A 25784-nucleotide genomic window follows, 5' to 3' on the forward strand; every position below is an offset into this window, starting at 1 on the left:
CCGTCACGAGCCGTGAAGCGGACGCGGCCGGAGCGCGTGGCCGTGGGTGCCCAGGCCGCCCGGAAGGTGCGGCGCCGGCTTGGGCACCCGTACGGACTACCGGGCGGCGTCCCGCTCCCAGACGTAGAACCGCTGGGCCATCGCGTCCTTCGGGCCCCGCCACGTCTTCGGGTCGTGGGGGCTGACGAAGGCCGAGAGCCGCTCGCTCAGTTCGCGGAACTCCGGGTGCCCGACCACCTTCGCGATGGCCGGCTCCGGGTCCCGGTCGGCCTCGATCAGGTGCATGTACACGTCCCCGAACTGGAAGAGACTGCGGCGGCTGACCCCGACCAGGTGGGGCAGCTCACCCGCGTCCGAGGCGGCGAACAGTCCGGCGATGTCGGGCGCCGAACCGGGTGCCATACGGGCCACGATGAGGGCTTGGTGCATGGGGAGGTGGGCCTTTCGACTGGGGGAGCGGGGGAGGGGGAGTGCCTCAGCGGCGGCCGGCGGGTGCCTTGCGGCCGCCCCGCTCCCGCTGCTCGATCTTGTCCCGGATCAGCTCCATCTGGATCCGGGAGTTGAGGTTGATGCGCTCGGTCATCCCCGCGTCGTCGACGGGTGCGTCCGGCTTCATCGCGAAGTCCTGGACCCACCGCATCCGGGTGCCGCCGGGGACCTCCCCGTACTCCCAGTGGATGTCCATGTGCGCGAACGGACCCGTCTCCACCCGGCGGGCCTTCACCGTGAGGCCCGCCCGGTCCACCGTCCGCTCCGAGACCCAGCTCCACACCACGCCGTTCTCGTCGGGGTGCATGGCGAGCCGGAACCGGGTGGTGTTCCCGGTCTTCTCCAGGATCTCGATCGACGCGTACTCGCTGAACAGCTTCGGCCAGTTCGGCAGGTCGTTCGTCACGTCCCACACGACGTCGACGGGGGCTTTGACGACGATCTCGTTGTCGGTGTGTCCAGGCATGTCAGGCTCCGGTCATCAGGCTGTTGTTGACGAGGTCGACGAACTCGCGCGGGCTCTTGCAGCGGTCCGCGTCCGTGGGCAGCGCCCGGCCCCGCCGGTTCTCCAGCTCACCGACGATGCCGAGCAGGCCCAGCGAGTCCAGGCCGTAGTCGTCGAAGCGGGAGTCCGGGCGGCTCGCCAGCTCCGTGGGGTCGACGGTGATGCCGGCGGTCTTCATGAGCGTCGCCAGCTCTTCCATGGTCAGTCGGTCGGACATGGTGCCTCTCTCTTTCCTGCTCTTTCCTGAGTGCGGGTCTCTTTCTGCTTCCGGGGGCCGGGCCCGTGCCCGGCCCGTGTGCCGCGGGGTACCGGTCCCTACGCTCCGGATCCGGGCCCCTTGCGGAGGACGAGTGCCGCGTTCGACCCCATCCGGCCCCGGCTCAGGACGAGCGCGGTGCGCAGCGGGGCGACGCGGGCGCTGCCGGTGACCACGTCGAGGTCGTGGCAGACGTCGAAGACGTTCGGGGTGGGAGGGACGACGCCGTGCTCCAGCGCGAGGACGGCCGCGGCCGCGTCCAGGGTCCCGGCCGCGCAGTACGCCCGCCCGGTACCGGTCTTGGGAGCCGTCACGGGCACCTTCGCGCCGTGCGCGCCCAGCGCCTCCCGGATCGCCCTCGCCTCCGCCGCGTCCGCCTCGGGCGTGCCCAGGGCGTCGGCGAAGACCACGTCCACCTCCTCGGGCGCCAGGCCCGCCTCCCGCAGCGCGCCGCGGACGGCGTGGGCCAGGCCCTCGCCCGACTCCTCCGGCCTTCCCGGCCCGGTGAAGGTGGCGGCGTGCCCCGCCAGCAGGGCCCGTACCGGGGCGCCCCGCCGCTCGGCCTCCCGCACGTCCTCGACGGTGAACATCGCACCGCCCTCCGCCGGGACGAACCCGCAGGCCTTCGCGGTGAACGGCCGGTAGGCGCGCTCCGGATCCTCCTCGGAGCTGAGCCCCTCGTACCCCAGCTGGCAGACCACCGAGTACGGCGCCAGCGGCGCCTCCGTGGCCCCGACCAGCATCGCCCGGCTGCCCTGGCGGATCCCCCGGGCGGCGTGCGCGAAGGCGTCCAGCCCGCCCGCCTCGTCGCTCGCCACCACCCCGCAGGGGCCCTTGAACCCGCGCCGGATGGAGACCTGGCCGGTGCTGGCCGCGTAGAACCAGGCGATCGACTGGTACGGGCCGACGTAGCGGGGGCCCTGCCCCCACAGCCGCTGCAGCTCGCGCTGCCCGAACTCGCCGCCGCCCGACCCGGCCGCGGTGACGACGCCCACCGCGTACGGATCGTCCTCGTAGTCCGCCCGGCCCAGCCGGGCGTGCTCCAGTGCCAGGTCGGCCGCCGCCAGCGCGTAGTGGCTGAAGCGGTCGGTCTGGACGAGGAACCGGTCCTCGACCAGCTCTCCGGGCTCGAATCCGCGCACCTCGCCGGCGACGCGCACCGGCAGGTGTTCACACCCCTGCCGGGTCACCCGGTCCAGGACGCTCTCGCCCGCCTGGGTCGCCTTCCAGAACGCGGCGGCGCCGATCCCGTTGGGCGCGACGACCCCGATGCCCGTGACGGCCACCTGCTCGCCGGCAGTGCGTCTGTTCACGCGCGTACCTCCTTGGGCTGGGTCATGACCACGGCGGACTGGAAGCCGCCGAAGCCGCTGCCGACCGACAGCACGCTGCGCAGGGTGTGGCTGCGAGCCGTGCGCGGCACGTAGTCCAGGTCGCATTCGGGGTCGGGGGTCTCGTAGTTCGCGGTCGGCGGCACCACGTGGTGCGTCATCGCCAGGACGCAGGCCGCGAGTTCGATCGCCCCGATGGCGCCGAGGGAGTGCCCCACCATGGACTTGATGGAGGTCATCGGCGTCTTGTAGGCGTGGTCGCCGAGCACCCGCTTGACGGCCGCCGTCTCGTGGCGGTCGTTCTGCTTGGTCCCGGAACCGTGCGCGTTGACGTAGTCGATGTCCCGGGCTTCGATCCTGGCCTGCGCCAGGGCGGTGGATATCGCCCGGGCCATCTCCAGGCCCTCGGCCGTCAGCCCGGTCATGTGGTGGGCGTTGCCGAAGGTGGCGTACCCGCCGATCTCGCAGTAGATCCGCGCGCCGCGCGCCCGGGCGTGCTCCAGCTCCTCCAGGACCAGCACCGCCCCGCCCTCGCCGAGGACGAAGCCGTCCCGGTCGGCGTCGAAGGGGCGGGAGGCGTGCGCCGGGTCCTCGTTGTTCGCCGAGGTCGCCTTGATGGCGTCGAAGCAGGCCACGGTGATGGGGGAGACGGGTGAGTCCGAGGCGCCGGCGACGCACACGTCCATCCGGCCCTCCTGGATGGAGTGCACGGCGTACCCGACGGCGTCGAGCCCCGACGTGCATCCGGTGGAGACCGTCTGCACGGGGCCGCGCGCCCCGGTCTGCTCCGCCACCGCCGAGGCGAGGGTGGCGGGCGTGAACGCGCGGTGCAGGAAGGGGGAGGAGAGACGGTGGTCCACGTCCCACCACGCCCCCCGCTGGCTGACCGCGACGTAGTCGTGCTCCAGCCGGGTGGTGCCGCCGACCGCGGTGCCGAGGGAGACGCCCGTGCGCCAGGCGCTCTCGCCGTCGAGCTCCAGCCCGGCGTCGGCCATCGCCTCGCGGGCGGCGACCAGGGCGAACTGGATGTACCGGTCGGCCCGGGCCGCCTCGTCGTCGGTGAGGCCGTGCTCGGAGGGGTCGAAGTCGACCTCGGCGGCTATCCGGGAGCGGAACCCCGACGGGTCGAACAGGGTGATGCCACGGGTCGCCGTGCGGCCGTTGGACAGGAGGTCCCAGAAGGCGGCGGTGCCGATGCCGCCCGGGGCCACGACGCCGACCCCGGTCACGGCCACCCGCCGGGGCGTCACGAGACCACCCCGGAGCGCTCCGGGGGACGCTCCGCCCAGGCGGTGGCGTCCGGGTTCGGGGCCTCCTCGGTGTCCACGTGCCCGAGCTTCGGGTCCGGGGCGAGCGGGCCGAGGTGGAACACCATCCGGGCCTCGGTGCCGCCGACGTTGCGGAACCGGTGGCGCACGTTCAGCGGGACCATCAGGCCCTGGTCGACGCGCAGCGGGTGGGTCTCACCGTCGAGGTCCACTTCCAGGGACCCGGCGACCACGTACACGAACTCCTCGGAGTACGGATGGTAGTGCTCGGCGATCGACTCGCCGGGGGCCATCACCGCCAGGCCCATGAAGCCGCTGGTCGAGCCCACCGAGGTCGGGGTGAGCACGGCGCGCAGATCCCCTCCGCGCCTGCGGTTGGGCTGGGTCTCGCTGAGGTCGACGATGCGCGGCTGATGTCTGGTCATGCTGACTTCCTCCTGGCGGATCGGAGCCTTGGCGTGCGCGTGGGCTGCCGGGTGGTGACGGGGGTGGTGCGGGGGCCGGTCCGGGCGGGGCCCGGCCGGTCCGTCCGGATCAGGACTCCACCGGAGCCCGGCGGTCGGTGATCGGGTCCATGGGGTGGGGGGCGGTGCCGGGCGCCCCGGCCAGCAGGCGCTTCAGCACCGCCGCCTTGCGCGGTCCCTCGATGCCGAAGCCCGCGGCGAAGCGGCCGTCGGCCGGGCCCTTGACGTCGAGGAGGCGCACCACCACGTCGTCGCGCTGGAAGATGCTGCTGCTCAGGACCGGGGAGGTGGGCACCTTCGCGGCCGCCTCGTCCTGGCGGGCCAGGAAGCGGGCGACGAGCGGCCCGCAGCCCGCCTTCGCCGGGTAGAAGAGCGCGTGCCGCGTCACCCGGTCGGGCTGCGGTCCGTGCGCGGCCACGTGGTGCACGGCCGGCAGGCCCGCGCGCATGAAGAACATCCGCGCCGACTCCGGGTCGGACAGGTCCCGGTCCTGCTCCAGGTACGGGTTGATGGCGTGCTCCACGGCCCGCACCTCGGGCTGCTCCGACACGTGCCGCAGCGCCGCCGTCAGGTCGCCCTGCACCTCCACCGCCCGCACCACGCGGTTGCCGTGCATGAACAGGGAGGTGCGCAGCAGCCGGGTGTGGTCGTCGACCCGGGCGGCCGGCGAGTCGTACGAGGACAGGATCTCGGCGACCTTCCCCTCGCTGCCCGGCTTCACCGTGAAGGTCAGCGCGTGCCGGACGACGCCCTCGCCGAGCCGGGGCGAGCCCTGGAGCCGGCCGGACGCCGCCTCCGGGGCCTCGTACCGCTTGCCGGTCTCGCGCAGGACGGTGAAGGTCAACGGCCGCATCGAGCGGGCGCAGGCGCCCAGCGGCCTCACCTGCTCGACGTGCTGCTCGCTGTTCACCCAGGCGAGGTACTGCGGCGCGCTCTCCCACTCGCTGGTGATCAGCCACTGCGAGGGGTTCGCGAAGGACTGGCAGAGCTGGTCGCCGAGGTGGCCGGGCACCGACGCGATGTCGTGCCGCAGCTGCTCGTAGGCGTCGAAGAACCGCTGCTGGGCGCCCTCGTGGAGGTCCATCAGCAGGACGACCCGCAGCATGGAGCCGTCGAACGCGGACTGCGACACCCGTTCGGACAGGGTGGTTGTCATCTGCTCACTCCTTCGTGAGGTCCTGGGGACCGGCGCCCGCGCGGTACGTCGCGTCGTGGCGGCGACCGCCGGGGTGCGGGTCCCGCGGGCCCCGCGGGCCTGCGCGGTCGGGAACGGCGGACGGTGTGGCCCAAGTGGGTCCGCCGCTGTCGCTCATCGTCATCCGGCCGGGTACGGATCGCGACATCTCCGGATCAAGCGGGTGACAAGACGCGACTCGCCCGGGCAAGAACGCTGATCGGGGGCATAAGGCGTTGACTGCCCCCACACGAAACAGGAGTCCGCAGCCGATGGAAGAACGTGCCGATGTCCGCGTCCCGGTCCTCGTCGTGGGCGGTTCCCTCGTAGGCCTCTCCACCTCGCTGTTCCTGAGCCGCCACGGCATCAGGCACATGGTGGTCGAGAAGCACGCCGGGACCTCCGTCCACCCGCGCGGACGGGGGATCAACGCCCGGACGATGGAACTCTTCCGGACGGCGGGGGTCGAACCCGCCATCCGCAAGGAGGCCTCCGCCCTGGAGGCCAATCAGGGCATCCTCCAGACACACGCCCTCATCGGCGGTGAGCACAAGTGGCTCATCAAGGCGGTCGACCCCTCCGGGGCCCTCGCCCGCTTCAGCCCGACCGGCTGGTGCCTGTGCAGCCAGAACAACATCGAGCCGGTCCTGGCGGCGCAGAGCCGCGCGCAGGGGGCCGACGTACGCTTCTCCACCGAGCTGATGAGCTTCGACCAGGACGCCACGGGAGTGAGCGCCCTGGTGAAGAACCGCGAGACGGGCGAGCACCTCACCGTCCGCGCCGACTTCCTGATCGCGGCGGACGGCCCGCGCAGCCCCGTCCGGGAAGCGCTGGGCATCCGCCAGACCGGCAACGGCGAGCTGTTCCACAACGTGAGCATCGTCTTCCGCTCCGAGCAGCTCGCCGAGGCCCTGGGCGACCTGCGCTTCATCGTGTGCTACCTGATGCGGCCCGGCGCGGACGGGGCGCTGCTGCCCGTGGACAACGAGACCCAGTGGGTCTTCCACGCCCCCTGGCACCCGGAGACGGGCGAGACGCTGGAGGACTTCACCGAGGAGCGCTGCGTCGCGCAGATCCGCGAGGCCATCGGGCTGCCCGGCCTCGACGTGGAGATCGGCGGCAAGGCCCCCTGGCACGCCGCCGAACGGGTCGCCGAGCAGTACTCCGTCGGCCGGGTCTTCGTGGTGGGCGACGCCGCCCACGAGATGTCCCCCACCGGGGCCTTCGGCTCCAACACCGGCATCCAGGACGCGCACAACCTCGCCTGGAAGATCGCGGCGGTGCTGAACGGGTCCGCCGGTCCCCGCCTGCTCGACAGCTACGAGGAGGAACGCCTCCCCGTGGCCAGGGCCACCAGCGAGCGCGCCTCCGCCCGTTCGGCCGAGCACAGCCACCCCGGCTACGTGCCCCCGCCCACCATGGGCGGCGGTCCCGGCAGCGGGGTCCTCACCACCGCCATGGGCTACTGCTACCCGAGCGGCGCCGTCCTCGGCGGCGACCCGTCGCGCCCGGTCATCCCGGAGGAGATGCGGCTCAAGGGCGACGTCGGCACCCGCGCCCCGCACCTGTGGCTCACCAGGGCCGGCGAGCGGATCTCCGCGCTGGACCTGTACGAGACCTCGTTCGTGCTGCTCAGCTCCCCGGGCACGCCCTGGCAGGAGGCGGCCCACCAGGTCGCGCGGGAACTGGGCGCGCACCTGGACGCCTACACCGTCGGCTCCGGGCCGGACGCCGACCTGGTCCAGCCGGAGGGAACCGACTGGGCGGCACTGCACGAACTGCCCGCCGACGGCGCCGTCCTCGTACGCCCCGACGGCTTCGTGGCCTGGCGCGCCGAGGGCGCTCCGGCCGACGCGCGCGGGGAACTCGCGGACGCCATGACGCGCCTGCTGCGCCGCTCCTGACGGCCCCGGCCGGCCTCGATCCGTCAGGACCGGGCCGGCCCGGCGGTGTCCCGCGACCGGGCCGGCCCTGATCCGGAAGGCGCGGTCCGGAAGGCGCGGTCCGGGGGTGTCCGGGGTCCGGGGCGGGGGTGTCCGGGGAGGGGTGTCCGGCCGTGGTCCGTCCGGACACCCTCACCCGGCCGCGCCTACCCGCAGGCCCAGCACCCCGCCCAGCAGCCGTGGCCCATCGGCCTCGGGGGCGGGCGGTGGTGCGCCCCGCGGCCCGGCCGGGCTCCGGCGGCCGCAGGGCGTGCGGCCCGGCCCGCGAGGCAGGCGACCACCACCGTGATGGCGGCCAGCTCCTCGGGCTCGGCGGTGCCCCGGTGGATCCGGAGCAGGCTGGATATGGAGACGTCGCTTCCCATCGGTACGGCCTCTCGTCCGGAGACCCCCCTGACCCCTGCCGGGGCCCGCCCGGGCCACGGCCCGGATGCTGACGACGCTACGAGCCCCCCGGCGGCGTGTCGTGCGGGGGAGCCCCGCACGCACCCATCCGGGCGACACGCCGGGCTGTCGCCCGGGCGGCGGGGTCAACGCCGGCCGAGCTTCACCCACTTGGCCGTACTGGGAACCCCGCGCCCGTCCAGCAGGAACAGCATGTAGTACCCGGGCGGGGCGTCCGCCGCCGTCGGCGGGGTCCGCAGCGTGAGGGCGTTCCCGCGCACGGCGGTCACCGCCAGCTCCAGGTGGCGCTGGCTGGTGTTCACCGCGTGCGTGACCGTGGTCGGCGCCAGGAGCACGGCCCGCCGCACGGCGCCGGCGGTGGAGCTGCGCACCTCGAAGGCCGCTCCGTGGGCGAGTTCCCCCCGGGGCGCGCCGTCCAGGGCGGGCCGGGTGCCGCCCCGGTGCAGGTACGCGGGCTCGTAGAGCTCGATGCTGCCGTCCATCGAGTCCCGGATGTCGGGGTCGTTGGCGATCTGCTGGAGCTCGTCGCCGGTCACCATCACCCGCCCGTCGGGCATCACCAGGGCGTTGGAGTGGTAGCCCCGGGGCAGCCGCTGGGCCGGGCCGAGCCGCCAGTGCCCGGCGGTGTCGCGCAGCTCGGTCTGCCGGTACTTGAGGTCGGCCTTCGGGTTGAAGGGGCCGTGCCCGTAGTCGCGGGTGCTCAGGGCCCCGTTGACGGTGAGCAGGGTGGCGTCCGGCAGGATCAGCGTGTCGTCCTGGGTGCGGCCGAAGGCGCGGGGGCTCTCGGTGGTCCACCGCCCGCCCGCGAGCCGGTAGGTGTTGGGGTCGTGCGGGTCGCCGCCGAGGACCAGTACGGAGTCCGGCCCGCGCAGCCCCGCCGGGAGCGGTACGGCGGACCCGTAGCCGCGGAAGTCCGCCGGGCGGCGGGGCAGGTCGCGGCGGGTCTCCTTCACCGGGTCGAAGAGCCACTGCTGGTCGGCGTCCCGGCCCAGCCCGTAGATCATGCCGTCCCGCAGCGAGAACAGGTGCGGGTAGTCGTTGCGGAAGGGCGCGTCCGCCCGGAACCGGTCGGCCGCGATGTCCAGCGGGATGTCGAACGGCCGCCAGGGCACCGGCAGCCCCTTCGCCGGGAAGCGCTCCACCACCGGGGTGGGGGTGCCCGTACCGCGCTCGGACTGGCCGGACATGACGATCTGCCGGCCGTCGGCGCCGGTGACCGCCGAGGGGTACCAGCGGCCCACCGACATGTCCCGGTTGCGGTACCAGTGCTCGGTCCACGGGTCGAAGACGAAGGAGAGCTTCGCGCCGCTGCCGCCCTTGCCGCCGGTGTTCCCGCCGAAGACCGCGAGCATGCCGTTGGGCAGGAACGCGTGCCCGGCGCAGAAGAACGGCGCGGGGCGGGGCGTGTACGTGCCGTCGGGCATCAGCACCGTCGGCGGCCGGACCTCCTTGAAGGCCCGCGCCCCGGTGCCGCTGGCCGGGTCCCAGAGGAAGGCGCGGCCGGCGTTGGTGCGGCCGATCCGGTCGGTGGGGCCGGTCTCCTTCGTGGGGTCGGTCTCGACCCGCTCGAAGGAGAAGAGCAGCACCTTGCCGGTCGGCAGCTGGGCGAGGTGGACCCCGAAGTCGGGGGAGGGGAAGAACTCCGCGAAGCGGCCCGACTCCGCCGGGCGGAAGGCCTTGTTGGCCAGGGCCTGTGACTCGGTGAGCGCGGCCAGGCCGGCGGTGCGGGTGGCCTGCGGGTACTCGCCGGTCTTCAGGGCCGCCCGGCGGCGCTCGGCGTGCGCCCGCGCGTGCTCCTCGCCGATCAGGGCCGCCTCGCCGGGCACGTATCCGGCCGCTTCCCCGGCCGCTTCCCCAGCCGTCACCCCGGCGTCGCCGTCCGCCGCCCGGTCGTGGGCCGGCGCGGCCGCCGTGCCCGGGCCGGAGAGGAAGACGGCGGCGGCCAGCGCGGCGGCCAGGGCGGCGGACCGGTGTGCTCCTCGGGACATGCGACTCCTCGCTGTGCGACCGCCGGGACGGGAGGGTCGCCATGCTAGGAGATCAGGTGGTTATCACCTCATATGACGCGCCCCGCACTGCCTGGAACCGTCCCGTCCGGCGCGGTGACGGCGGTGGCGGGGGAGGGCGGGGTCCCCGAGCGACGGACCCCGGGCGGCCGGCGGCGGAAAGGCGCCGCGCGATCCGGAACGCATACGGAAACACCCCGGAAGAATTGACGTCCGGGGTGTGTTCTCGCGTATATTCAATAGTTCACGCCTGCCGCGAAAGGAGGGCGTGAAGAAGCTTTACGGGGACATCGTATCGCGCTGGGAGCGAAATTGTCAAACACCGAATTTCAGAGCGAGCAGGAATTCCTCACCGAGCTCTACGCGCGCCTCGAAGACCTGCGCGACCAGGCAGAACAGGCCGTACAGGGGGCCCTGGGGGAGAGCGCCGGCACCTTCCAGGCGCGGCTGGAAAGGGATGTCCTGGTCGCCGAACAGTCCGGTCTGCTTTCCGCCCTGAACGCCGCCGAACACGGCCTGTGTTTCGGCCGGCTCGAGTTCTCCGACGGCCGCGACCACCACATCGGCCGTATCGGCATCAGGCGGGGCGACACCGAACGCACCCCGCTCGTCGTCGACTGGCGCGCCGAAGTGGCCCGCCCCTTCTACCTCGCCACCGGACACGTCCCGATGGGCCTGCGCCGCCGGCGCCACATCACGACCAAGGACCGGCGGGTCACCGCCCTGCACGACGAGATCCTCGACCTCGCCGACACCGAGCGCACCGGCTACGAGGGCGCCGACGCGGACGCCGTGCTGCTCGCCGCCCTCGACGCCGCCCGCACCGGCCGCATGCACGACATCGTGCGCACCATCCAGGCCGACCAGGACCGCATCATCCGCTCCCCGCACCAGGGGGTCCTCGTCGTGGAGGGCGGTCCCGGCACCGGCAAGACCGCCGTGGCCCTCCACCGCGCCGCCTACCTCCTGTACGCCCACCGCGAGCTCCTCGCCCGGCGCGGCGTGCTCATCGTCGGCCCCAACCCCGCCTTCCTCGGCTACATCGGCGAGGTACTGCCCGCCCTCGGCGAGACCGGGGTGCTGCTCGCGTCCCCCGGCGACCTGTACCCGGGGATCCGCGCCACCGGCACCGACCGCCCCGGAGCCGCCGCCGTCAAGGGCCGCGCCCGCATGGCCGACGTCCTCGCCCGGGCCGTCGCCGACCGGCAGACCCTCCCCGAGTCCGTGCCCGCGGGCAGCGGGGAGGACAGCGCCGTGGTCCCCGAGCCGGCGCTGGAGATCGACCACGAGGACCACGGCACGCTCCTGCTCGACCGGACCATGGCCCACGCCGCCCGCGACCGGGCCCGCGCCACCGCCCTCCCGCACAACCTGGCCCGCCCCTACTTCGCGTTCGCCGTCGTCGACGCCCTCACCGAGCAGCTCGCCGACCGGCTCGGCGCCGACCCGTACGGCGGCCCCAACCTGCTCGGCCCCGACGACATCGCGCAGCTCGGCAAGGAGATCGCCACCAGCTCCGAGGTGCACGCCGCCATCGACACCCTCTGGCCGCACCTGACCCCCGAGCAGCTGATCACCGACTTCCTCGCCGACCCCGCCCACCTCCCGGCGGAGGACGCCGCGCTGATCCGCCGCTCCTCCGGCGACTGGACACCGGCCGACGTCCCGCTCCTCGACGAGGCCGCCGAACTCCTCGGCGTCGACGACAGCGCCCTGCGGGCCGCCGCCGAACGCGACCGGCTGGAGCGCATCGCCTACGCCCAGGGCGTCCTCGACCTCTCCCAGGGCTCGGAGTCCTACGAGTTCGAGGACATGGAGAACGAGTACCTCGCCGCCCACGACATCATCGACGCCGAGCGGATGGCCGAGCGCCACGAGGAGGCGGACCACCGCACCACCGCCGAACGCGCCGCCGCCGACCGCACCTGGGCCTTCGGGCACGTCATCGTCGACGAGGCGCAGGAGCTGTCCGAGATGGCCTGGCGGCTGCTGATGCGCCGCTGCCCGACCCGCTCCATGACCCTGGTCGGCGACCCGGCGCAGACCGGCGACGAGGCGGGCTGCGGCTCCTGGAAGCAGATCCTCGACCCGTACGTGGGCGACCGCTGGGAACACGTGCGCCTCGGCGTCAACTACCGCACCCCCGCCGAGATCATGGAGCTGGCGGCCGCGGTGCTCCGCGTCCACCGCCCCGGCTTCGAACCGCCCCGCTCGGTGCGCTCCACCGGTGTACGGCCCTGGGTGCGGGAGGCGGCGGACCTGCCGGGCGCGGTCGCCGGGGCCGTCCGTGACGGAGTCCCGGCCGAGGGCCGGCTCGCGGTGATCGCCCCGCGCCCCCTGCACCCGGCGCTCGCCGGGGCGCTGCCCGGCGTACTCGCGGGGGAGGAGCCCGACCTCACCCGGCAGGTGGTCCTGCTGGACCCGCGCCAGGCCAAGGGGCTGGAGTTCGACACGGTCATCGTGGCCGAGCCGGCCGAGCTGGAGCCGAGCGACCTGTACGTCGCCCTCACCCGCGCCACCCAGCACCTCGGGGTGCTGCACACCGGCCGCCTCCCCGAAGGGCTGCGCGACTGACGGGCCCCGGGCCGGCCGTGACCGCCGGCCCCTGCGGGCTTGCGGCGCACCGGTGGTGAGGGGGCGTCCGGAGGCGGCGGCACGGCCCCCCGCCGCCGCCCGGCAGGGCGGATTCCGGCTGCCGGTACGCATTTTGGATCATCGCCGGATCCTCCATACGATCCGGCGATGATCACAAGAAAACGACTGGCGGCAGGGGCCTGCGGACTGCTCGTCGCCTTGACCGCGGGACTCCTCCCGTCGGCGGCGGCCGCCGACGACGGACCGGCGAAGGAGCCGCCCAAGGTCGAGCTCGTGCTCGACGTCAGCGGCTCCATGCGCGCGACCGACATCGACGGCCAGTCCCGGATGGCCGCCGCGAAGCAGGCCTTCAACGAGGTCCTCGACGCGGTCCCCGACGAAGTCCGCCTGGGCATAAGGACCCTGGGCGCCACCTACCCCGGCGACGACCGGGCCCTCGGCTGCAAGGACACCAAGCAGCTCTACCCCGTCGGCACGGTCAACCGCACGGATGCCAAGACCGCCGTCGCCACCCTCGCGCCCACCGGCTGGACCCCGATCGGACCGGCCCTCCAGGCCGCCGCCCAGGACCTGGAGGGCGGCAACGCCACCCGCCGGATCGTCCTCATCACCGACGGCGAGGACACCTGCGCCCCGCTCGACCCCTGCGAGGTGGCCCGGGAGATCGCGGCCAAGGGCATCCACCTCGTCGTCGACACCCTCGGACTCGTCCCCGACGCCAAGACCCGCGCCCAGCTCACCTGCATCGCGGAGGCCACCGGAGGCACGTACACCTCGGTGACCCGCACCGCCGAACTCTCCGGCAGGGTCCGACAGCTGGTCGACCGCGCCGCCGACCCCGTCGTCACCCCGGTCGCGACCGAGGGCGCCAGGCAGTGCGAGGGCGCCCCGCTGCTGAAGGCCGGGCTCTACAGCGACCGCGAGACCTTCGGCGAGCACCGCTGGTACCGGGTCGACGTGCGCCCCGGGCAGGAACTGCGCGCCTCCGTCAGCATCGGCGCCGACCGCGCCGTCAACAACGACTACGGCGTACTGCTGCGCGCGACGACCCTCCACGGACGGGAGATCGTCCGCGGCTCCGAGGCCGGGGACGGCCGGACCGACGTGATCTCCACCGGCCTGCGCTACCCGAAGGCCGAACCCGCCGGCGACGAGGCGGAGAAGACCGAGACCGTCTGCCTCCAGGTCAGCAACTCCTTCGCCGCCGGCCCTGCCGTCAAGACCACCCCCGGCATGCCCGTCGAACTGACGGTCGACCTGGTCGACGGCCCCGACGACGGCTCCGACGCGGCTTCCTTCGGCCTCGGCCGGGGGTGGTGGCTCATCGGCCTGCTGGTGCTCACCGGCCTGCTCGCCGGACTGGTGTGGGGCTGGATCTCGCGCTGGCGCGTCTCCGTCTGGAGGACCAACTGATGCGTACCGCACGCAACCTGACCGCCGCCCTGCTCGCCGGTGCCGCGCTCCTGGCCCCGGCGGCCGTCGCCACCGCCTCCCCGCGCCCCACCCCGAGCGCGGGCGCGGGTACCGGCAAGGACGGGCAGGCCCCGACCGAGGCCGGCACGGGCTTCCGTACCGCGGCCCTGTTCAAGCCCGGGCAGAAGGCCACCGCCTCCGGGTCCACCGGCGACTACCTCTACTGGGCGTTCCCCGCCGACTCCGGCCAGCGGGCCACCGTACGGGCCTCGGTGACGCTCCCGCCGTCCGCCGCCCGGCACGGCACGCAGACCTGGCGGCTCGACGTGTACGACGGCCTGCGCCGCCGGCAGCCCTGCGCGTACGGGAACCAGAGCGCGGCGGCGGCCAAGGAGGCCGCCGCCGTGGCGCTCTCCTGCACGCTGCGCACCGTCCGCTCCGGAGCGGAGGCCTGGTCCGACGACCCGCTGCCGGGCAGCTACCACGTCCGCCTCACGGTCGTCGGCGCGCACGAGGAGGACCTCGGTCTGCCCGTGAAGGCCCAGGTCGAGGCCGAGGTCAAGGACACGGGCGGGGCGCTGGCGGTGGACGCCGCCCTGGCCGAGCCCCTGGTCCCGGGCATCGCCGGCGCCTCGGAGCAGCAGCGGCAGGCCCGCGCGCCCGAGGCCGGCTGGTCCGGCGGCCGGTGGTCGGACCGCTGGCTGTGGACGGCCGCCGGCGGGGTCCTCGGGGCCCTGGCTGCCGTCTACGGGTACTCCCTGACCCGCGGCTCCGGCCGCCCCTCCGGGCCCCGGGCCTGACCGCCCGCCGCCGCGCCCTCCGGGGCGCGGCGGCTCCCGTTCCGAATGATCATCCGGCCACGGAGCGTGGGCTATGTTGGAGGGAGAGTGACGTGAGAAGGAGGCCGCCGGTGTCATCGGGGCAGCAGGCACGCGCGCAGGCGGCCGCGATCAAGCCCGGCGGGACCCCGCCGGAGCAGGAGAAACCGCCGGCCGACCGGCTCCTCGCGCTCTTCGACGGGCACCGCCTGTCCCCGGGCCAGCGGCGGATCGCCCAGTACCTGATCGACCACCTCACCGAGGCGGCCTTCCTCTCCATCACCGAGCTCGCGGAGCGCGTCGGCGTCAGCCAGCCGTCCGTGACCCGCTTCGCCTCCTCCCTGGGCTTCAGCGGCTACCCGGCCCTGCGCGAGGTGCTCCAGCCCATCGCGCTGTCGGCGGTCGCCGGCACCCCGGACAGCCGGGAGCAGATCCGGCAGAACGAGCTCCAGGCCGCCGTGGACGCCGAGATCGAGAACCTGGAGAACGTCCGCCGGCTCCTCGCCGACACCAACCAGGTGCTCGACATCGGCCGCGAGCTGGCCCGCTCGGTCCCGCTGACCGTGCTGGGCCTGCGCATCTCCGTCTCGCTGGCCGAGTACTTCGCCTACGCGGCCCGCCGCATCCACCCCGACGTCCGCCTGGTGACCCGGGGCGGCAGCGTGGCCTACGACGCCCTGCTCCAGTGCCGGGCGGCGGGCGGCAGCTGGGTGCTGGCCTTCGCCATGCCCCGGCACGCCAACGAGACCCTGGCCGCGCTGCGCGCGGCCCGCAGTACGGGGCTGAAAGTGGTCCTGATCACGGACCCCAGCGTCGGGCCGCTGGTGGAGGCGGCCGACGTGGTACTGACCGCCGGCACCGGATCGAGGCTGGTCTTCGACTCGTACGCGGCCCCCGGAATGCTCTCCGCCGCCCTGCTCCAGGCGATGGCGGACGCGGACCCCGAGCGGACGCAGGCACGGCTCGAACAGTACGAGCAGGTCGCCGACCAGCACGGTTTCTTCATGTAGGGGATGATTTCACCCCTCGTGCACCCGCACGCCGTTGCGGGATATTCAGAGCCAGGGCATGCATGAAATTTTTCATACCCTTGCTTACTCGACGGTATATATGTTTACTGACGGCGGCGCTCCGGATCCCTCAGACGCCAAAGGCGGACGCTCCCCACGTCCGCCTCGAACGGCCACCCAGTACGCCGAACCTCCTCACGGCGGGACCGGGTGCCGCGTCAGGGCTTGTGGATCCCCCGGAGGAGCGCTCCTGGCGGCCTCGGTCAACCCCTGGGCCGAGGCCGCCCACCAGCAGTCTCTCGATCAGAGTTCCACACCCCTCGGAAGTGACGAGAATGCCCCAGACGGCCACCCTCACGCGCAGCCCGGACTGGCCCCTGCAGGTCAAGGCCCCCGGCACGCACGACTGGGAGCGCAGCGCCACCCGCTGGCTGCGGGACCTCCTCCCGGCCCGCTACGGCAGCTACCTGACGCTGACCCGTCACCACGCCCTCCTCGCCCGGCACGTCCAGCTCCAGCTCCAGCACGAGATGCGCGCGGTCCGCGTGGCCCTGCACACCAGCCGGGCCGAGCTGCCGACCATGGGCGTGGCCGAGTCGGTCATCGAGAACACGATCAGGATGTACGCCATCGAGCTGGAGCAGCTCGGCCGCCTCTCCCGGGGTGCGCGCCTCGTCTCCGAGGCGCTGCTGCTCGCGGCCGCCCCGGGCCAGCGCAGGCGCTGACCCGGGACGGCACGCCGTCCGGGCCTTCAGGCCTGGCAGATGCCGCGCGCGTAGTCGTACGTGGCGGTGGCCTGCGAGTACTTCCACTGCGGGGCCAGCAGGGAGTCCTTCAGCTGGTTCGCGGCGGCCGGGCTCTCGACGACGTAGCCGAAGTCCTGGAGCCAGGACGGGTACAGGTTCTTCGAGCCGATGTAGAAGGCCGAGTCGTCCACCGAGACCAGCTTGTGGTGCTGGGCGTACGGCTTGCCGTCGGCCCACGTCGCCTTGTCCGAGGCGCGGAAGGTCGCCAGCTGGAGGTTCTGGCACATGGCGGCCTTCGACGTCCGCTCGTCGCCGGTCAGGGCCGTCAGGCGGCCGCGCAGCGCGTCGCTGACCTCGTTGAGGGACTTGATCTGCGAGTAGCCGTCGCTGCCGACCGCGCCGCGGTTCGCCGGGTCGCTGACGACGATGCGGACCTTGACCCCGGCCGCCAGCTTCGCGGCGAGGGTGTCGTAGAGCCGGATGTCGTAGCGGGGGAGCGGCGGGCAGGTCGCGTTGAGGTCCTGCTGGGAGATCTCGACGTGGCGGGTGGCGCTGGCGACGAGCGCGCGCAGGGCGCTCTCCTCCGGGTTGACCGTGTCGTAGTCCCGGTCGGCGTTCGTCCGGTCGGGCACGCCGATGCCGCACTTCGTGTCGGGGGCCGTCGGCGGGACCGGCCGGAACGCCGACGCCGGGTCGCTCTGGCGGATGCCGATGCCCAGGCCGCCGACGGCCAGGGCGGGGACGTCGCCGTCGCCGGCCGGGGCGGCCGGCCGCGGCAGGGTGGGCATGCAGCCGGCGTTGCCGGAGGACGCGAACCAGACGCTGCTCCAGCTGCTCTTGTTGCGGCAGGTCCAGTCCCACAGGGTGTCGAGGTAGCGGCCGGCGGAGCCGGCGGCCGGCCCGGACAGCGCGAGGTCGACGTCGTTCACCGGGTGGGCGGTGTCGAGGTAGTCGTCCTTCCAGCTGTTGATGCCGCCGGTGATCACCGAACCGCCGTCCACGACCACCAGCTTGGAGTGGTTCCAGGAGAAGCCGGTCTTCGAGGTGGTCATCGAGGCCACGTTGAGGGTGACGTTCGCGGCCGCCGGACCCAGCTTGGCCACCATCTCGTCGCGGTACGAGGACGGGATCACGTTGGCGTGGTAGATCGGGGCCGCGCCGACCAGGATGCGGACCTGGAGCCGGTTGCCCTTCTGCACGGCCTCCTTGAGGCCGGCCACGATCGCGTCCTGGAAACCGCCGTTGGGGAAGGGTGCCAGGGTGGATATGTCCACGCTCTGCGTGGCGCGGGCGATGTCCTCGCGGGTCTTGTCCAGCAGCCGGCGCGAGCCCGGCCGGTCGGCGCAGGAGGGGTCGCCCCAGCAGCCGGGCGTCTGGAGCAGCCAGTCGGAGCCGCCGGGGGAGGAGGCGCCCAGCCGGTTGCCGGCCGTGCGCTCCCAGACGGAGCCCTCCAGGCCCGGGGAGGTCTGGCGGACGGCCTGCTCGACGGCGTCCAGGTGCGGGGTGGGCGAGTCGGCGAAGGCCGGCGCGGCCGGGAGCAGGGCGAAGGAGAGGGTGAGCGAGAGGGCCGTCGTGCGGACGGTGCGTGCCAATGTGGTTCCTTGGTACTGGGGGGTGGCTCCGGCCGGGCGGCATGGTGAATCCGGTCCCCGGCCGTGATCAACTCGCGCAAGTTACCAGCCCGTAAGCCCCTGTTCACCCGCGTGGGGTCGGCTTCCGGCCACCCCCCGGAGCGCTCGCGCGGGCCCCGGCGTACGTCCCCGGCCGGGCGGGACCCAGCCGGGCGGGACCCGGCCGGGTGGCCGAAACCGGCCGCCGGAACCCGGGCGTCCGTTCGGCCTGCTCCCGGCGACGGGGCGGTAGGCCGTCAGAGCCAGGGGATCTCGTGCGCCCCGTAGCGGTACGCGCGGAACACCGAGTTCTGGGCGCCGCGCGAGGACTCCAGGCCCGTGCCCCGGCTGAACGAGCCGAACTCCGGGACCACGAACTCCCACACCACGTCACCCTCGTGGGTCACCTCGAAGAGACGGCCGAACGAGCCTTCCGCGACGAACGTGTTCCCGTTCGGCAGGCGCTGAGCGCTGGACATGTACGGGCTGAAGAAGTTCTGCGGCGGGTTGTCCTCGTACGACCACACCTCCTCGCCCGTGACCGGGTCGAGTTCGAGCACCCGCGAGTACGGCACCGAGGTCGTGTCCCGGTAGGTCCCGTTGTCGAAGACCAGGATGGTGCCGCCCGGCAGCTCGTGCGGATGGTGCTGCTGCGCCAGCACGTCCGGGCCGATCCGCCAGCGGACGGAGCCGTCGGCGCGGTCCACGGCCACGGTCGTCGACGCGCTGCGGAAGCCCACCACGATCCCGCCGTCCGCGAGCTCGTTGACCGTGTTGGCCATCGGCCAGTGCTCGCGGGCGAAATGCCGGTTCAGCGGCACCTCCTCCGGGTCCAGGTGCTCGATCGCCGCCCAGCGCCACACCACCTCGCCGTCCCAGGTCAGTTCGTACACCACGTCCCCGTAGACCACCCCGCCCGGAGCCTCCGAGCCGGGTATCCCGCCGCGGATCCGGGCGGCGTCGTCCGCCGGCAGGGGCTCCACGGCGGTGATGAGCAGGTTGCCGTTGCGCAGGATCGAGGCGTCGTGGTGGTGGAAGGGGTGCCGGACCTCGCGCAGCACCGTCGAGTCGGGGGCCAGCTCCTGGAAGATGCCGCCGTGGTAGACGTCCCAGATCGGGAAGAGGGCCGGCCCCGAGGTGTCCTTGGCCGCGTAGAAGAGGTTGCCGTTCGGCAGGAGCCGGGCCTGCCGGCCGGGCGGGTGCGGGGAGTTCCAGGTGTGCGCGGACTTCCCTTCGATGTCGACGAGGTGGATCCGGCCCTCGCTGGTGATCGGGGTGTAGAGGGTGTACCCGCCGTAGCTGCGCTCGGGGTCGTGGGCGCGCAGTCCGGTGCCGCGGCGCCGCAGGGTGTTCTGGTCGACGGTCATGGTGTGCCTGCTTCCTCGTGAAAGGGGGTCAGTGGAGGGTGACGGCGGCCGGGTCGGCCGCCCTGAGGGGCCCGGGGCGCAGCCGCTCGCGCAGGGCCGCCCGGTCGGCGGCGCCCGGCAGGTTCTGGGCGGCCTTGGCCCAGGCCGCCTCGTCGGCCAGCTGCGCGAGCAGCTCCGGCGACAGGGAGGCCCCGTACGCGTAGCGGGGGTGGAAGGCGTCGACGTACGCGGCCTGCAGCGCGCCCTTGGACTGGGCGACGATCGCCGCGCGGGCGGCGGCCGGGTCGGCCTCGGCGGCCCGCTGCGCCCGCAGCACCGTACGCAGGACGGCCGTGGCCGCCGCGTCGTCGGCGGAGGGGCCCGCGACGAGCAGGGTGTGCGCGGTGTACCCGGCGAAGGGCAGTTCGGCGTAGCGGTCGGCCAGGGCGGTGCGGGCGGCGTCGTAGAAGCTGGGGAAGGTGACCCCGGCGTCGACGTCGCCCCGCGCGAGGGCGGCCGCGACCTGGTTCGGGGCCAGGTTGACCACGGTGACGTTGGCCGGGGTCAGCCGCTCCGAGGCGAGCATGCGGCTCAGCGCGTACTCGACGTTCGTGCCCTGCGGTACCCCGACCTTGCGCCCCTTGAGCGCGCCGAATCCGGTGATGCCCCGGTCGGTACGGGTCAGCAGGCGCCAGTCCGAGAACCGCGACAGGCCGGCCACGATCCGCACGTCCCGCCCGCCGAGGGCGGCGGTGACGGCGGGCAGGTCGCCCACGACCCCGAACTGCGCCTGCCCGCCGAGCACGGCGTTGAGCGCGTCCCGCCCGGTGGACAGGCTGGTCACGGTGGCGCCGAGGCCCTCTTCGGACCAGAGCCGGCGCTCGTGCGCGACGTACACCGGAGCGCCGCCGAGATGGTCGCCGGCGGCCACGGTCACGGTCCGCCGGCCGGTCCCCTCCGGGGGTTGCGCGCAGGCGGTGGCGAGCAGGGACAGCAGGGCGGCGCACAGTACGGCCGGCACCGCGCGGGGCCTGGTTCTGGTACGGGGCACGGGAGTCGGTCCTTTCCGGGACGGGGCGGGGCGGGAGCGGGGGCGGGATCAGGCGGGCGGGATCAAGAGGGGGTGAGGTGGCGGGCTATCAGGGCGCGCAGGTCCGGATCGGGCGGGCCGGCGGGGACCGGGTGGTCGGCCAGGACCCGGCCCGGGGAGGCGCCCAGCACCACCACCCGCCCGGCCAGGGCGAGGGCCTCGTCGATGTCGTGCGTCACGAACACCACCGTGGTGCCGCTGCGTCGCCACAGCTCCCGCAGCAGGTCCTGCATCCGGCCCCGGGTCAGGGCGTCCAGCGCCCCGAACGGCTCGTCCATCAGCAGGACTTCCGGCTGCGCCGCCAACGCGCGGGCCAGGGCCACCCGCTGCTGCATTCCGCCCGACAGCTGCGCCGGGTACTTGTGCGCGCCGTCCGCGAGCCCGACCTCCGCCAGCGCCGCCGTCGCCCGCTCGCGCCGCTCCCGGCGCGGCAGCCCGAGCCGTTTGAGGGCGAACTCGACGTTGCCCCGGGCCGTGCGCCACGGGAAGAGCGCGTAGTGCTGGAAGACCACTCCCCGGTCCGGGCCCGGCCCCTCCACCGGCACGGACCCGGCCGTCACCCGGCCGGACGCGGGGCGCACGAAGCCGGCGACCGTGTTCAGCACCGTGGACTTGCCGCAGCCGCTGGGGCCCAGCAGCGCGGTGAACGACCCGGCCGGGAACACCAGGTCCGTCCGCTCCAGTACGGGAGCCGCGCCGTAGCCCACGGTCAGCCCCTCCAGCCGTACTTCCAGGCTCATGACGCGCTCCAGTGCACGAAGCGGCGTCCGACGGCGGCCAGTACGAGGTCCGCCGCCACGCCCAGCAGCCCGAGCACGAGCAGCCCCGCGAACATCCGGTCCACCCGCAGGAACTGGCCGTCCACCTGGAGCCGGTACGCCAGCCCGCTGTCCGCGCCGCCCAGTTCGGCGGCGACCAGCGCCAGCAGCGCCACCGAGGCCCCGTAGCGCAGCGCGGCCAGCAGGGCCGGCGCGGCGGCCGGCAGCAGCACCTCGGTGAACCGCCGGTGCAGCGGAGCCCCCAGCGAGCGGGCCGCCCGCAGGTGCGAGACCGGCACCCGGGAGACCCCGTCGTGCACGTACAGCCAGACCGCGAGGAGCACGGCGTACGCGATCAGCAGGCGCTTGGCGCTCTCGCCGATACCGAACCAGGCCGTCGCCAGCGGAACCAGAGCGATCGCGGGGATGGGCCGCAGGAAGGAGACCACCGGGGTGACGGCCGCGGACAGCCGCGGCAGGTAGCCCGTCGCGAAGCCGAGGGCGCCGCCCACCACCGCCCCCAGCGCGAAGCCCTGCCCCGCGCGGGCCAGGCTCGCGGCGAGATCACCGGCCAGCACCCCGCTGCGGGCGCTCTCCGCCAGGGCCGCGAGAGTGGCGGCCGGCGACGGCAGCAGCCCGGGGGCGGCAGCGCCCGACCAGGCGAGCAGGGACCAGAGCGCGAGCACGGCGGCGGCCGCGCCCAGGGGCGGGCCGAACCGGCCGAGGGCCCGGCCCGCGGGGGAGGGGGTGGGGTGCACGGGAGCACTCCTCATCTCGTGGAATCTCGTCGAGCTGCGTCAGCCGGCCGGACCAGCGCCGGCCTGCCCTTCATAAGTGAGGTCAATAATTGACGATGCTTATGAACGGGGTGTTGCGGCAGTACGAAAGCTCCCGGCCCCACCCGGCCCCCCGGAGCCGATGGGGTACGTTCACCAGCGTGTCCCGACCCGAACCCACGCCCGAAGCCATCGAGGTCGGCCGCGCGATCCGCGGCTGCCGCACGGCACGCCGGGTCTCCATGGCCGCACTGGCCGCCCGCTCGGGCCTCTCACAGCCCTTCCTCAGCCAGCTCGAACGCGGACTGGCCACGCCCAGCCTCAGCTCGATCTACCGGATCGCCGAGGCCCTCGACGTGGCCCCCGGCACCTTCCTGCGCCCGCCCGTCCGGACCGGCGTGGTCAGCCACGAGAGCGATCCGCAGGTGATCCGCGTCAGCGAGGCCGCCGGACAGGTGGCCCACGTCCTCATCCCCGGCGGGCGCAGCGCCCTGATGGAGGCGTACGAGCACCACTTCGAGCCGGGCCAGGGCGAGCGCGGCTGGTTCGAACACCCCGGGGAAGACTTCCTCTACGTGCTGGAGGGGGAGATCGTCCTCGAAGTACGGGGCGAGGAACCCCTGTTGCTGAAGGCAGGCCAGAGCGCCCACCACCGGGGCGACCTGCCGCACCGCTGCGTCCTGGCCGACGGGGGCGGCGCGGCCCGTACCCTGCTCGTCATCGCGAACCCGTAAGACGGCAGGACCCCTTCGCCGAAGCGGCGCCGGTCAGGCCCGCTGCGACGAAGGGGCCCGGTCGGGCGCGGCGTAGCAGCGCACGGCACGGCCGCTCCGGCCGGTTCACCGGGTGGCCGTCGCCGTGGTGGACCTCGGCGCGTGCGCGCACGCACGCGCCGAGGCCGGCCGGTTCCCGTCGCCGGATGTCCATCCGGTCATACGACCACGGCGGCGGGCGGGTCAGGAAAGACGGGTGACCCTGGCCCCGAACGAGGGCTCGGCCAGGTCCGAACCCACCGCGACGGGCACGCTCTTCGCGCCGTCCCCCTCGCCCACGGTCAGCACCCCGACCTCGGTCCCCGCCTTGGCCTCGTGCGGCACCGGCTTGGCACCCGCGCCGAGGGAGACCCGCAGCCGCTGGCCCGGAACCCCGACCACCGCGAGGTCCCGCACCGCGACCAGCGGGGTCGAGCCGCCGAGCCCGTCGGACACGTGGCCCACCAGCTGCCCCTTGCGGACGACGGTGACCTGCCCGAGGGCCGTGCGGACCGCCTCGATGACCTTGCGGCTGTTCTCCTTCACCAGGTTCAGGCTGTTGGCGGCGAAGGGATCCGGGCCGTCCACGTGCTGGTCCATCATCGTGCCGAGGATCATCGAGGTCTGGCCGCCGACGGTCTTGTACGCGGCCCACATCAGGGTGCCGCCGGCGGGTGTGCTCGACCCGGTCTTGATCCCCCTGACGCTCAGCCCGGGGGCCAGGAGCAGGCTGCCGTTGTTGTTGATGAGCGGCTGGGGCAGCCCCTCGACGGGCGCGCTCGGCATCGCCACGACCGTGCGGAAGGCCTCGTCCTTCATCACGGCCTCGGCCAGCTTCAGCTGGTCGGCGGCGGTGCTGACCGTGCCCGAGTCCAGGCCGCTGGGGTCCGTGTACGTGGTGTCCTTCATGCCGAGTTCCTTCGCCGCGGCGTTCATCTTCGCGATGAAGGCGGCCTCGTCGCCGCCGGTGTCCCAACGGGCCAGGAGCCGGGCGATGTTGTTGGCGGACGGGATCATCAGCATCTTGAGCATGTCCAGCTGGCTGAACTTCTGCCCGGCGGTGAGCCCCACGATCCGCGACTCGTTCTCGGAGTTCCCCTCGGCCACCGCCTTGGCGTCGACCTCGATCCTCGGACCCTGGTCGTTCCTGGGCAGCGGATGACCCTTGAGGATCACGTACGCCGTCATCACCTTGGCCACGCTGGCGGTCGGCATCGGCTTCTGCTCGCCGAACGTGCCGACGTCGCCGGAGCCGGCGACGCGTACGGCCGCCTGCCCCTCGGCGGGCCAGGGCACGGTGGTCGAGCCGTCGAGGGTGTACGAGGCCTGCGCGCCGACGAGCTGCGGGGCGGGCAGCGGACGCAGCATCTGCGCACCGGCGACGGCGGCGCCGAGCAGCAGCACGATCGGAGTCCATACCTTGACGCGGCGCGTGAGGGTGCGGCGGGTGGTCTCCGGCGGGGGAGCGGTGTTCGTCAGCTCGGCCAGCAGCTCCAGCGGCGGCAGCGGGGCCTCGCGGGTGGGCTCCACGACGGCCGGCGCCGGGCGCTGCGCGGGCCGTCCGGGCGCGGGCGGGGGAGCGGGCACGGCCTTCGGGACGGCTTCGGGCTCGGCTTGGGGCCTGGCTTGGGGCCCGGCCTTGGGCGCGGCGGCGTCGAGGTCCTTGAGCGCGACGAACTCACTGGTCCGCTCGGGGTCGTGCGGTTGCGCTGCCGCGTCCTCGCGTGCCGCGGGGGACCCGCCGGGGCGCGCGGCGCCGGAGGCCACGCCCTGCCCGGTCTCGCCCTCGGACGGGGCCCCGGCCGCAGCCGCCTTCCCCGCCGGCGTGGACGTGCCGGCCCGCGGGCGCGGGTCCCGGCTCCCCTCGTCCCCGGGCTTCGCCCACGAGGGGCGCGGACGGTCCTCCCCGGCCCGTTCCGGGGCGTCGTCCCCCGGCCCGTCCGAACCTTCCCGCGCCCCTGCGGCGGCGTCGCCGGAGCGGGCCCCGGCCGTCGCCGGAGCCTCCCGCACGGTGGAGTCCTGCTCCCCGGACGCGCCGCCCCGGGCCGCTCCCGCGCCCGGCTCCGGTTCCGGGCCGGTCTTCCGGCCCGGGCGGAGGCCGGGCTCCGCTCCGGCGTCCTCCGGTTCGCGCCCGCCCCGGGTGCCGGCTTCCACGTCCTCGGCCGACCCGCGGGGGGACTGCCGGCCGGCGGGGGTGCCGTCCCCGGACCCGGTGCCGGTGTCCGTCCCCGCGGGCGCGCCACGGGTGCCCGCGCCGGCCGCACGCCGGTCCCCGGGGGCGTCGTCCGACGCCGCGTCGGCGCCGCTCTTCCCGCCCCCGTCCGGGGCGCGGACGGGTTCCCGCCCGGCTCCGGCCGCCGCCTCGGCCTGCGCCTCCGCCTCGGCCTGCGCCGCCGCCGACGCGCGTCCGGTACGGTCACCGCCGGCGGCCTCCCGCCCGGCGGGGGAGGTGCCCTCCGCCCCGGCGGTCCCGCTCGCCGTACGGGGGCGCGTGTCACCTTCCCGCCGGGCGGGAGCGCCGGACTCGGAGCTCCGGTCGGCCTCGGTGGTCTCCCGCTCGGTGGTCTCCCGCTCGGCGGGAGCGTCGCTCCCGGCCCCGGCGTCAGCGCCCTTCCCCGAGCCCCCGGCCGGGACCTCCCGCTCGGCCGGGCCGTCGGCCTCCGGCTCGGGGCCGGCCGCCCCGGCGGCGGGTTCCCGCCGGGCGGGGGTCTCGTCCTCCGCGCCCGCGCCGGCACCACCCGCCGCGCGCCCGGCCGGGGTTCCGCTCGCGGCCCGGGGGCCGGCGGGGGCCTCCTGCCCGACGCGGCCGCCGGACTCCGGTTCCGGTTCGGGGCCGGTCACTTCGCGCCCGGCCGGGCCACCAGCGGGGGTGTCGGTTCCCGGCTCCGTTCCGGTGTCCTCCGGTCCGAGCCCGGCGCCTGCACCGGCATCGGGATCCGACTCGGGGTCAGAGCCGCCCGATCCCCGCCCGGCCAGGGAACCGCCCGCCACCGCTTCCGCCTTCATCCACGCCCCACCTTGCTGTCCAC

22 protein-coding genes are annotated in these 25784 nt (G+C 74.3%); 7 read left to right on the plus strand and 15 right to left on the minus strand.

From position 1 onward, the window contains the following. Positions 1-96: 96 nt before the first annotated feature. From AC069X_RS03980 to AC069X_RS04010, 7 genes are all read right to left on the minus strand, one after another. Entirely contained in the window at positions 97-429 is a 333-nt protein-coding gene (locus AC069X_RS03980; protein WP_478724786.1) for a TcmI family type II polyketide cyclase, read from the minus strand. Positions 430-475: 46 nt separating this feature from the next. Beyond that, positions 476-955 (minus strand): SRPBCC family protein, encoded by a 480-nt coding sequence (locus AC069X_RS03985; protein ID WP_478724788.1) that lies wholly within the window; start codon positions 953-955, stop codon positions 476-478. A gap of 1 nt (position 956) precedes the next feature. After that, on the minus strand, positions 957-1211 hold the full coding sequence (locus tag AC069X_RS03990) for an acyl carrier protein (RefSeq protein WP_478724790.1): 255 nt from the start codon (positions 1209-1211) through the stop codon (positions 957-959). Between the two features lie 98 nt (positions 1212-1309). Then, entirely contained in the window at positions 1310-2563 is a 1254-nt protein-coding gene (locus AC069X_RS03995) for a beta-ketoacyl synthase N-terminal-like domain-containing protein (protein WP_478724792.1), read from the minus strand. Beyond that, on the minus strand, positions 2560-3831 hold the full coding sequence (locus tag AC069X_RS04000) for a beta-ketoacyl-[acyl-carrier-protein] synthase family protein (protein WP_478724794.1): 1272 nt from the start codon (positions 3829-3831) through the stop codon (positions 2560-2562). The genes AC069X_RS03995 and AC069X_RS04000 overlap by 4 nt, the downstream gene beginning before the upstream one ends. Then, positions 3828-4274: a cupin domain-containing protein gene (locus AC069X_RS04005; RefSeq protein WP_478724796.1), complete on the minus strand. Its 447-nt coding sequence runs from the start codon at positions 4272-4274 to the stop codon at positions 3828-3830. Before AC069X_RS04005 ends, AC069X_RS04000 begins: the two co-directional genes overlap by 4 nt. A 109-nt stretch (positions 4275-4383) precedes the next feature. Beyond that, positions 4384-5469: a SchA/CurD-like domain-containing protein gene (locus AC069X_RS04010; RefSeq protein ID WP_478724798.1), complete on the minus strand. Its 1086-nt coding sequence runs from the start codon at positions 5467-5469 to the stop codon at positions 4384-4386. A 290-nt stretch (positions 5470-5759) separates the two neighbouring features. On the opposite strand from AC069X_RS04010, the gene AC069X_RS04015 reads away from it, so the two are divergent. Continuing rightward, positions 5760-7391 carry an FAD-dependent oxidoreductase gene (locus AC069X_RS04015; protein ID WP_478724800.1) on the plus strand — a complete coding sequence of 544 codons (1632 nt, stop codon included), beginning with the start codon at positions 5760-5762 and terminating at the stop codon, positions 7389-7391. A gap of 185 nt (positions 7392-7576) precedes the next feature. Here AC069X_RS04015 and AC069X_RS04020 read toward each other — a convergent pair whose 3' ends face one another. Both AC069X_RS04020 and AC069X_RS04025 read right to left on the minus strand, forming a co-directional pair. Continuing rightward, entirely contained in the window at positions 7577-7795 is a 219-nt protein-coding gene (locus AC069X_RS04020; protein ID WP_478724802.1) for an acyl-CoA carboxylase subunit epsilon, read from the minus strand. Between the two features lie 165 nt (positions 7796-7960). Next, on the minus strand, positions 7961-9823 hold the full coding sequence (locus AC069X_RS04025) for a glyoxal oxidase (RefSeq protein WP_478724804.1): 1863 nt from the start codon (positions 9821-9823) through the stop codon (positions 7961-7963). A 330-nt stretch (positions 9824-10153) separates the two neighbouring features. Between AC069X_RS04025 and AC069X_RS04030 the strand changes: the two genes are divergently transcribed. From AC069X_RS04030 to AC069X_RS04050, 5 genes are all read left to right on the plus strand, one after another. Beyond that, positions 10154-12415 (plus strand): HelD family protein, encoded by a 2262-nt coding sequence (locus AC069X_RS04030; RefSeq protein ID WP_478724806.1) that lies wholly within the window; start codon positions 10154-10156, stop codon positions 12413-12415. Positions 12416-12583: 168 nt separating this feature from the next. Further along, on the plus strand, positions 12584-13849 hold the full coding sequence (locus AC069X_RS04035; RefSeq protein WP_478724808.1) for a VWA domain-containing protein: 1266 nt from the start codon (positions 12584-12586) through the stop codon (positions 13847-13849). Then, the gene (locus AC069X_RS04040) at positions 13849-14649 is read left to right on the plus strand and encodes a hypothetical protein (RefSeq protein ID WP_478724810.1); all 801 of its coding nucleotides are present in this window, start codon (positions 13849-13851) and stop codon (positions 14647-14649) included. The genes AC069X_RS04035 and AC069X_RS04040 overlap by 1 nt, the downstream gene beginning before the upstream one ends. Before the next feature lie 110 nt (positions 14650-14759). Then, a complete protein-coding gene (locus AC069X_RS04045) occupies positions 14760-15677 on the plus strand; it encodes a MurR/RpiR family transcriptional regulator (RefSeq protein WP_478724811.1) in 918 nt (305 codons plus the stop codon). 335 nt (positions 15678-16012) lie between these two features. Beyond that, on the plus strand, positions 16013-16402 hold the full coding sequence (locus AC069X_RS04050) for a hypothetical protein (RefSeq protein WP_125817967.1): 390 nt from the start codon (positions 16013-16015) through the stop codon (positions 16400-16402). A 26-nt stretch (positions 16403-16428) separates the two neighbouring features. Here the strand turns inward: AC069X_RS04050 and AC069X_RS04055 are convergent, their stop codons facing one another. The 5 genes from AC069X_RS04055 to AC069X_RS04075 form a co-directional block, all read right to left on the minus strand. Further along, positions 16429-18015 (minus strand): phospholipase D-like domain-containing protein, encoded by a 1587-nt coding sequence (locus tag AC069X_RS04055; protein ID WP_478724814.1) that lies wholly within the window; start codon positions 18013-18015, stop codon positions 16429-16431. 275 nt (positions 18016-18290) lie between these two features. Further along, positions 18291-19400 carry an aryl-sulfate sulfotransferase gene (locus AC069X_RS04060; protein ID WP_478724816.1) on the minus strand — a complete coding sequence of 370 codons (1110 nt, stop codon included), beginning with the start codon at positions 19398-19400 and terminating at the stop codon, positions 18291-18293. A 28-nt stretch (positions 19401-19428) separates the two neighbouring features. Next, positions 19429-20430 (minus strand): ABC transporter substrate-binding protein, encoded by a 1002-nt coding sequence (locus AC069X_RS04065; RefSeq protein ID WP_478724818.1) that lies wholly within the window; start codon positions 20428-20430, stop codon positions 19429-19431. 62 nt (positions 20431-20492) lie between these two features. Then, the gene (locus tag AC069X_RS04070; RefSeq protein ID WP_478724820.1) at positions 20493-21209 is read right to left on the minus strand and encodes an ABC transporter ATP-binding protein; all 717 of its coding nucleotides are present in this window, start codon (positions 21207-21209) and stop codon (positions 20493-20495) included. Beyond that, the gene (locus AC069X_RS04075; protein ID WP_478724821.1) at positions 21206-21985 is read right to left on the minus strand and encodes an ABC transporter permease; all 780 of its coding nucleotides are present in this window, start codon (positions 21983-21985) and stop codon (positions 21206-21208) included. The genes AC069X_RS04070 and AC069X_RS04075 overlap by 4 nt, the downstream gene beginning before the upstream one ends. A gap of 179 nt (positions 21986-22164) precedes the next feature. Between AC069X_RS04075 and AC069X_RS04080 the strand changes: the two genes are divergently transcribed. Further along, a complete protein-coding gene (locus tag AC069X_RS04080; RefSeq protein ID WP_478724823.1) occupies positions 22165-22737 on the plus strand; it encodes a helix-turn-helix domain-containing protein in 573 nt (190 codons plus the stop codon). Between the two features lie 222 nt (positions 22738-22959). Here the strand turns inward: AC069X_RS04080 and AC069X_RS04085 are convergent, their stop codons facing one another. Continuing rightward, complete coding sequence (locus AC069X_RS04085; RefSeq protein WP_478724825.1) at positions 22960-25761, minus strand: D-alanyl-D-alanine carboxypeptidase family protein; 2802 nt, start codon at positions 25759-25761, stop codon at positions 22960-22962. Between the last annotated feature and the right edge of the window lie 23 nt (positions 25762-25784).

The organism is Streptomyces sp. NPDC043896 (assembly GCF_056435605.1).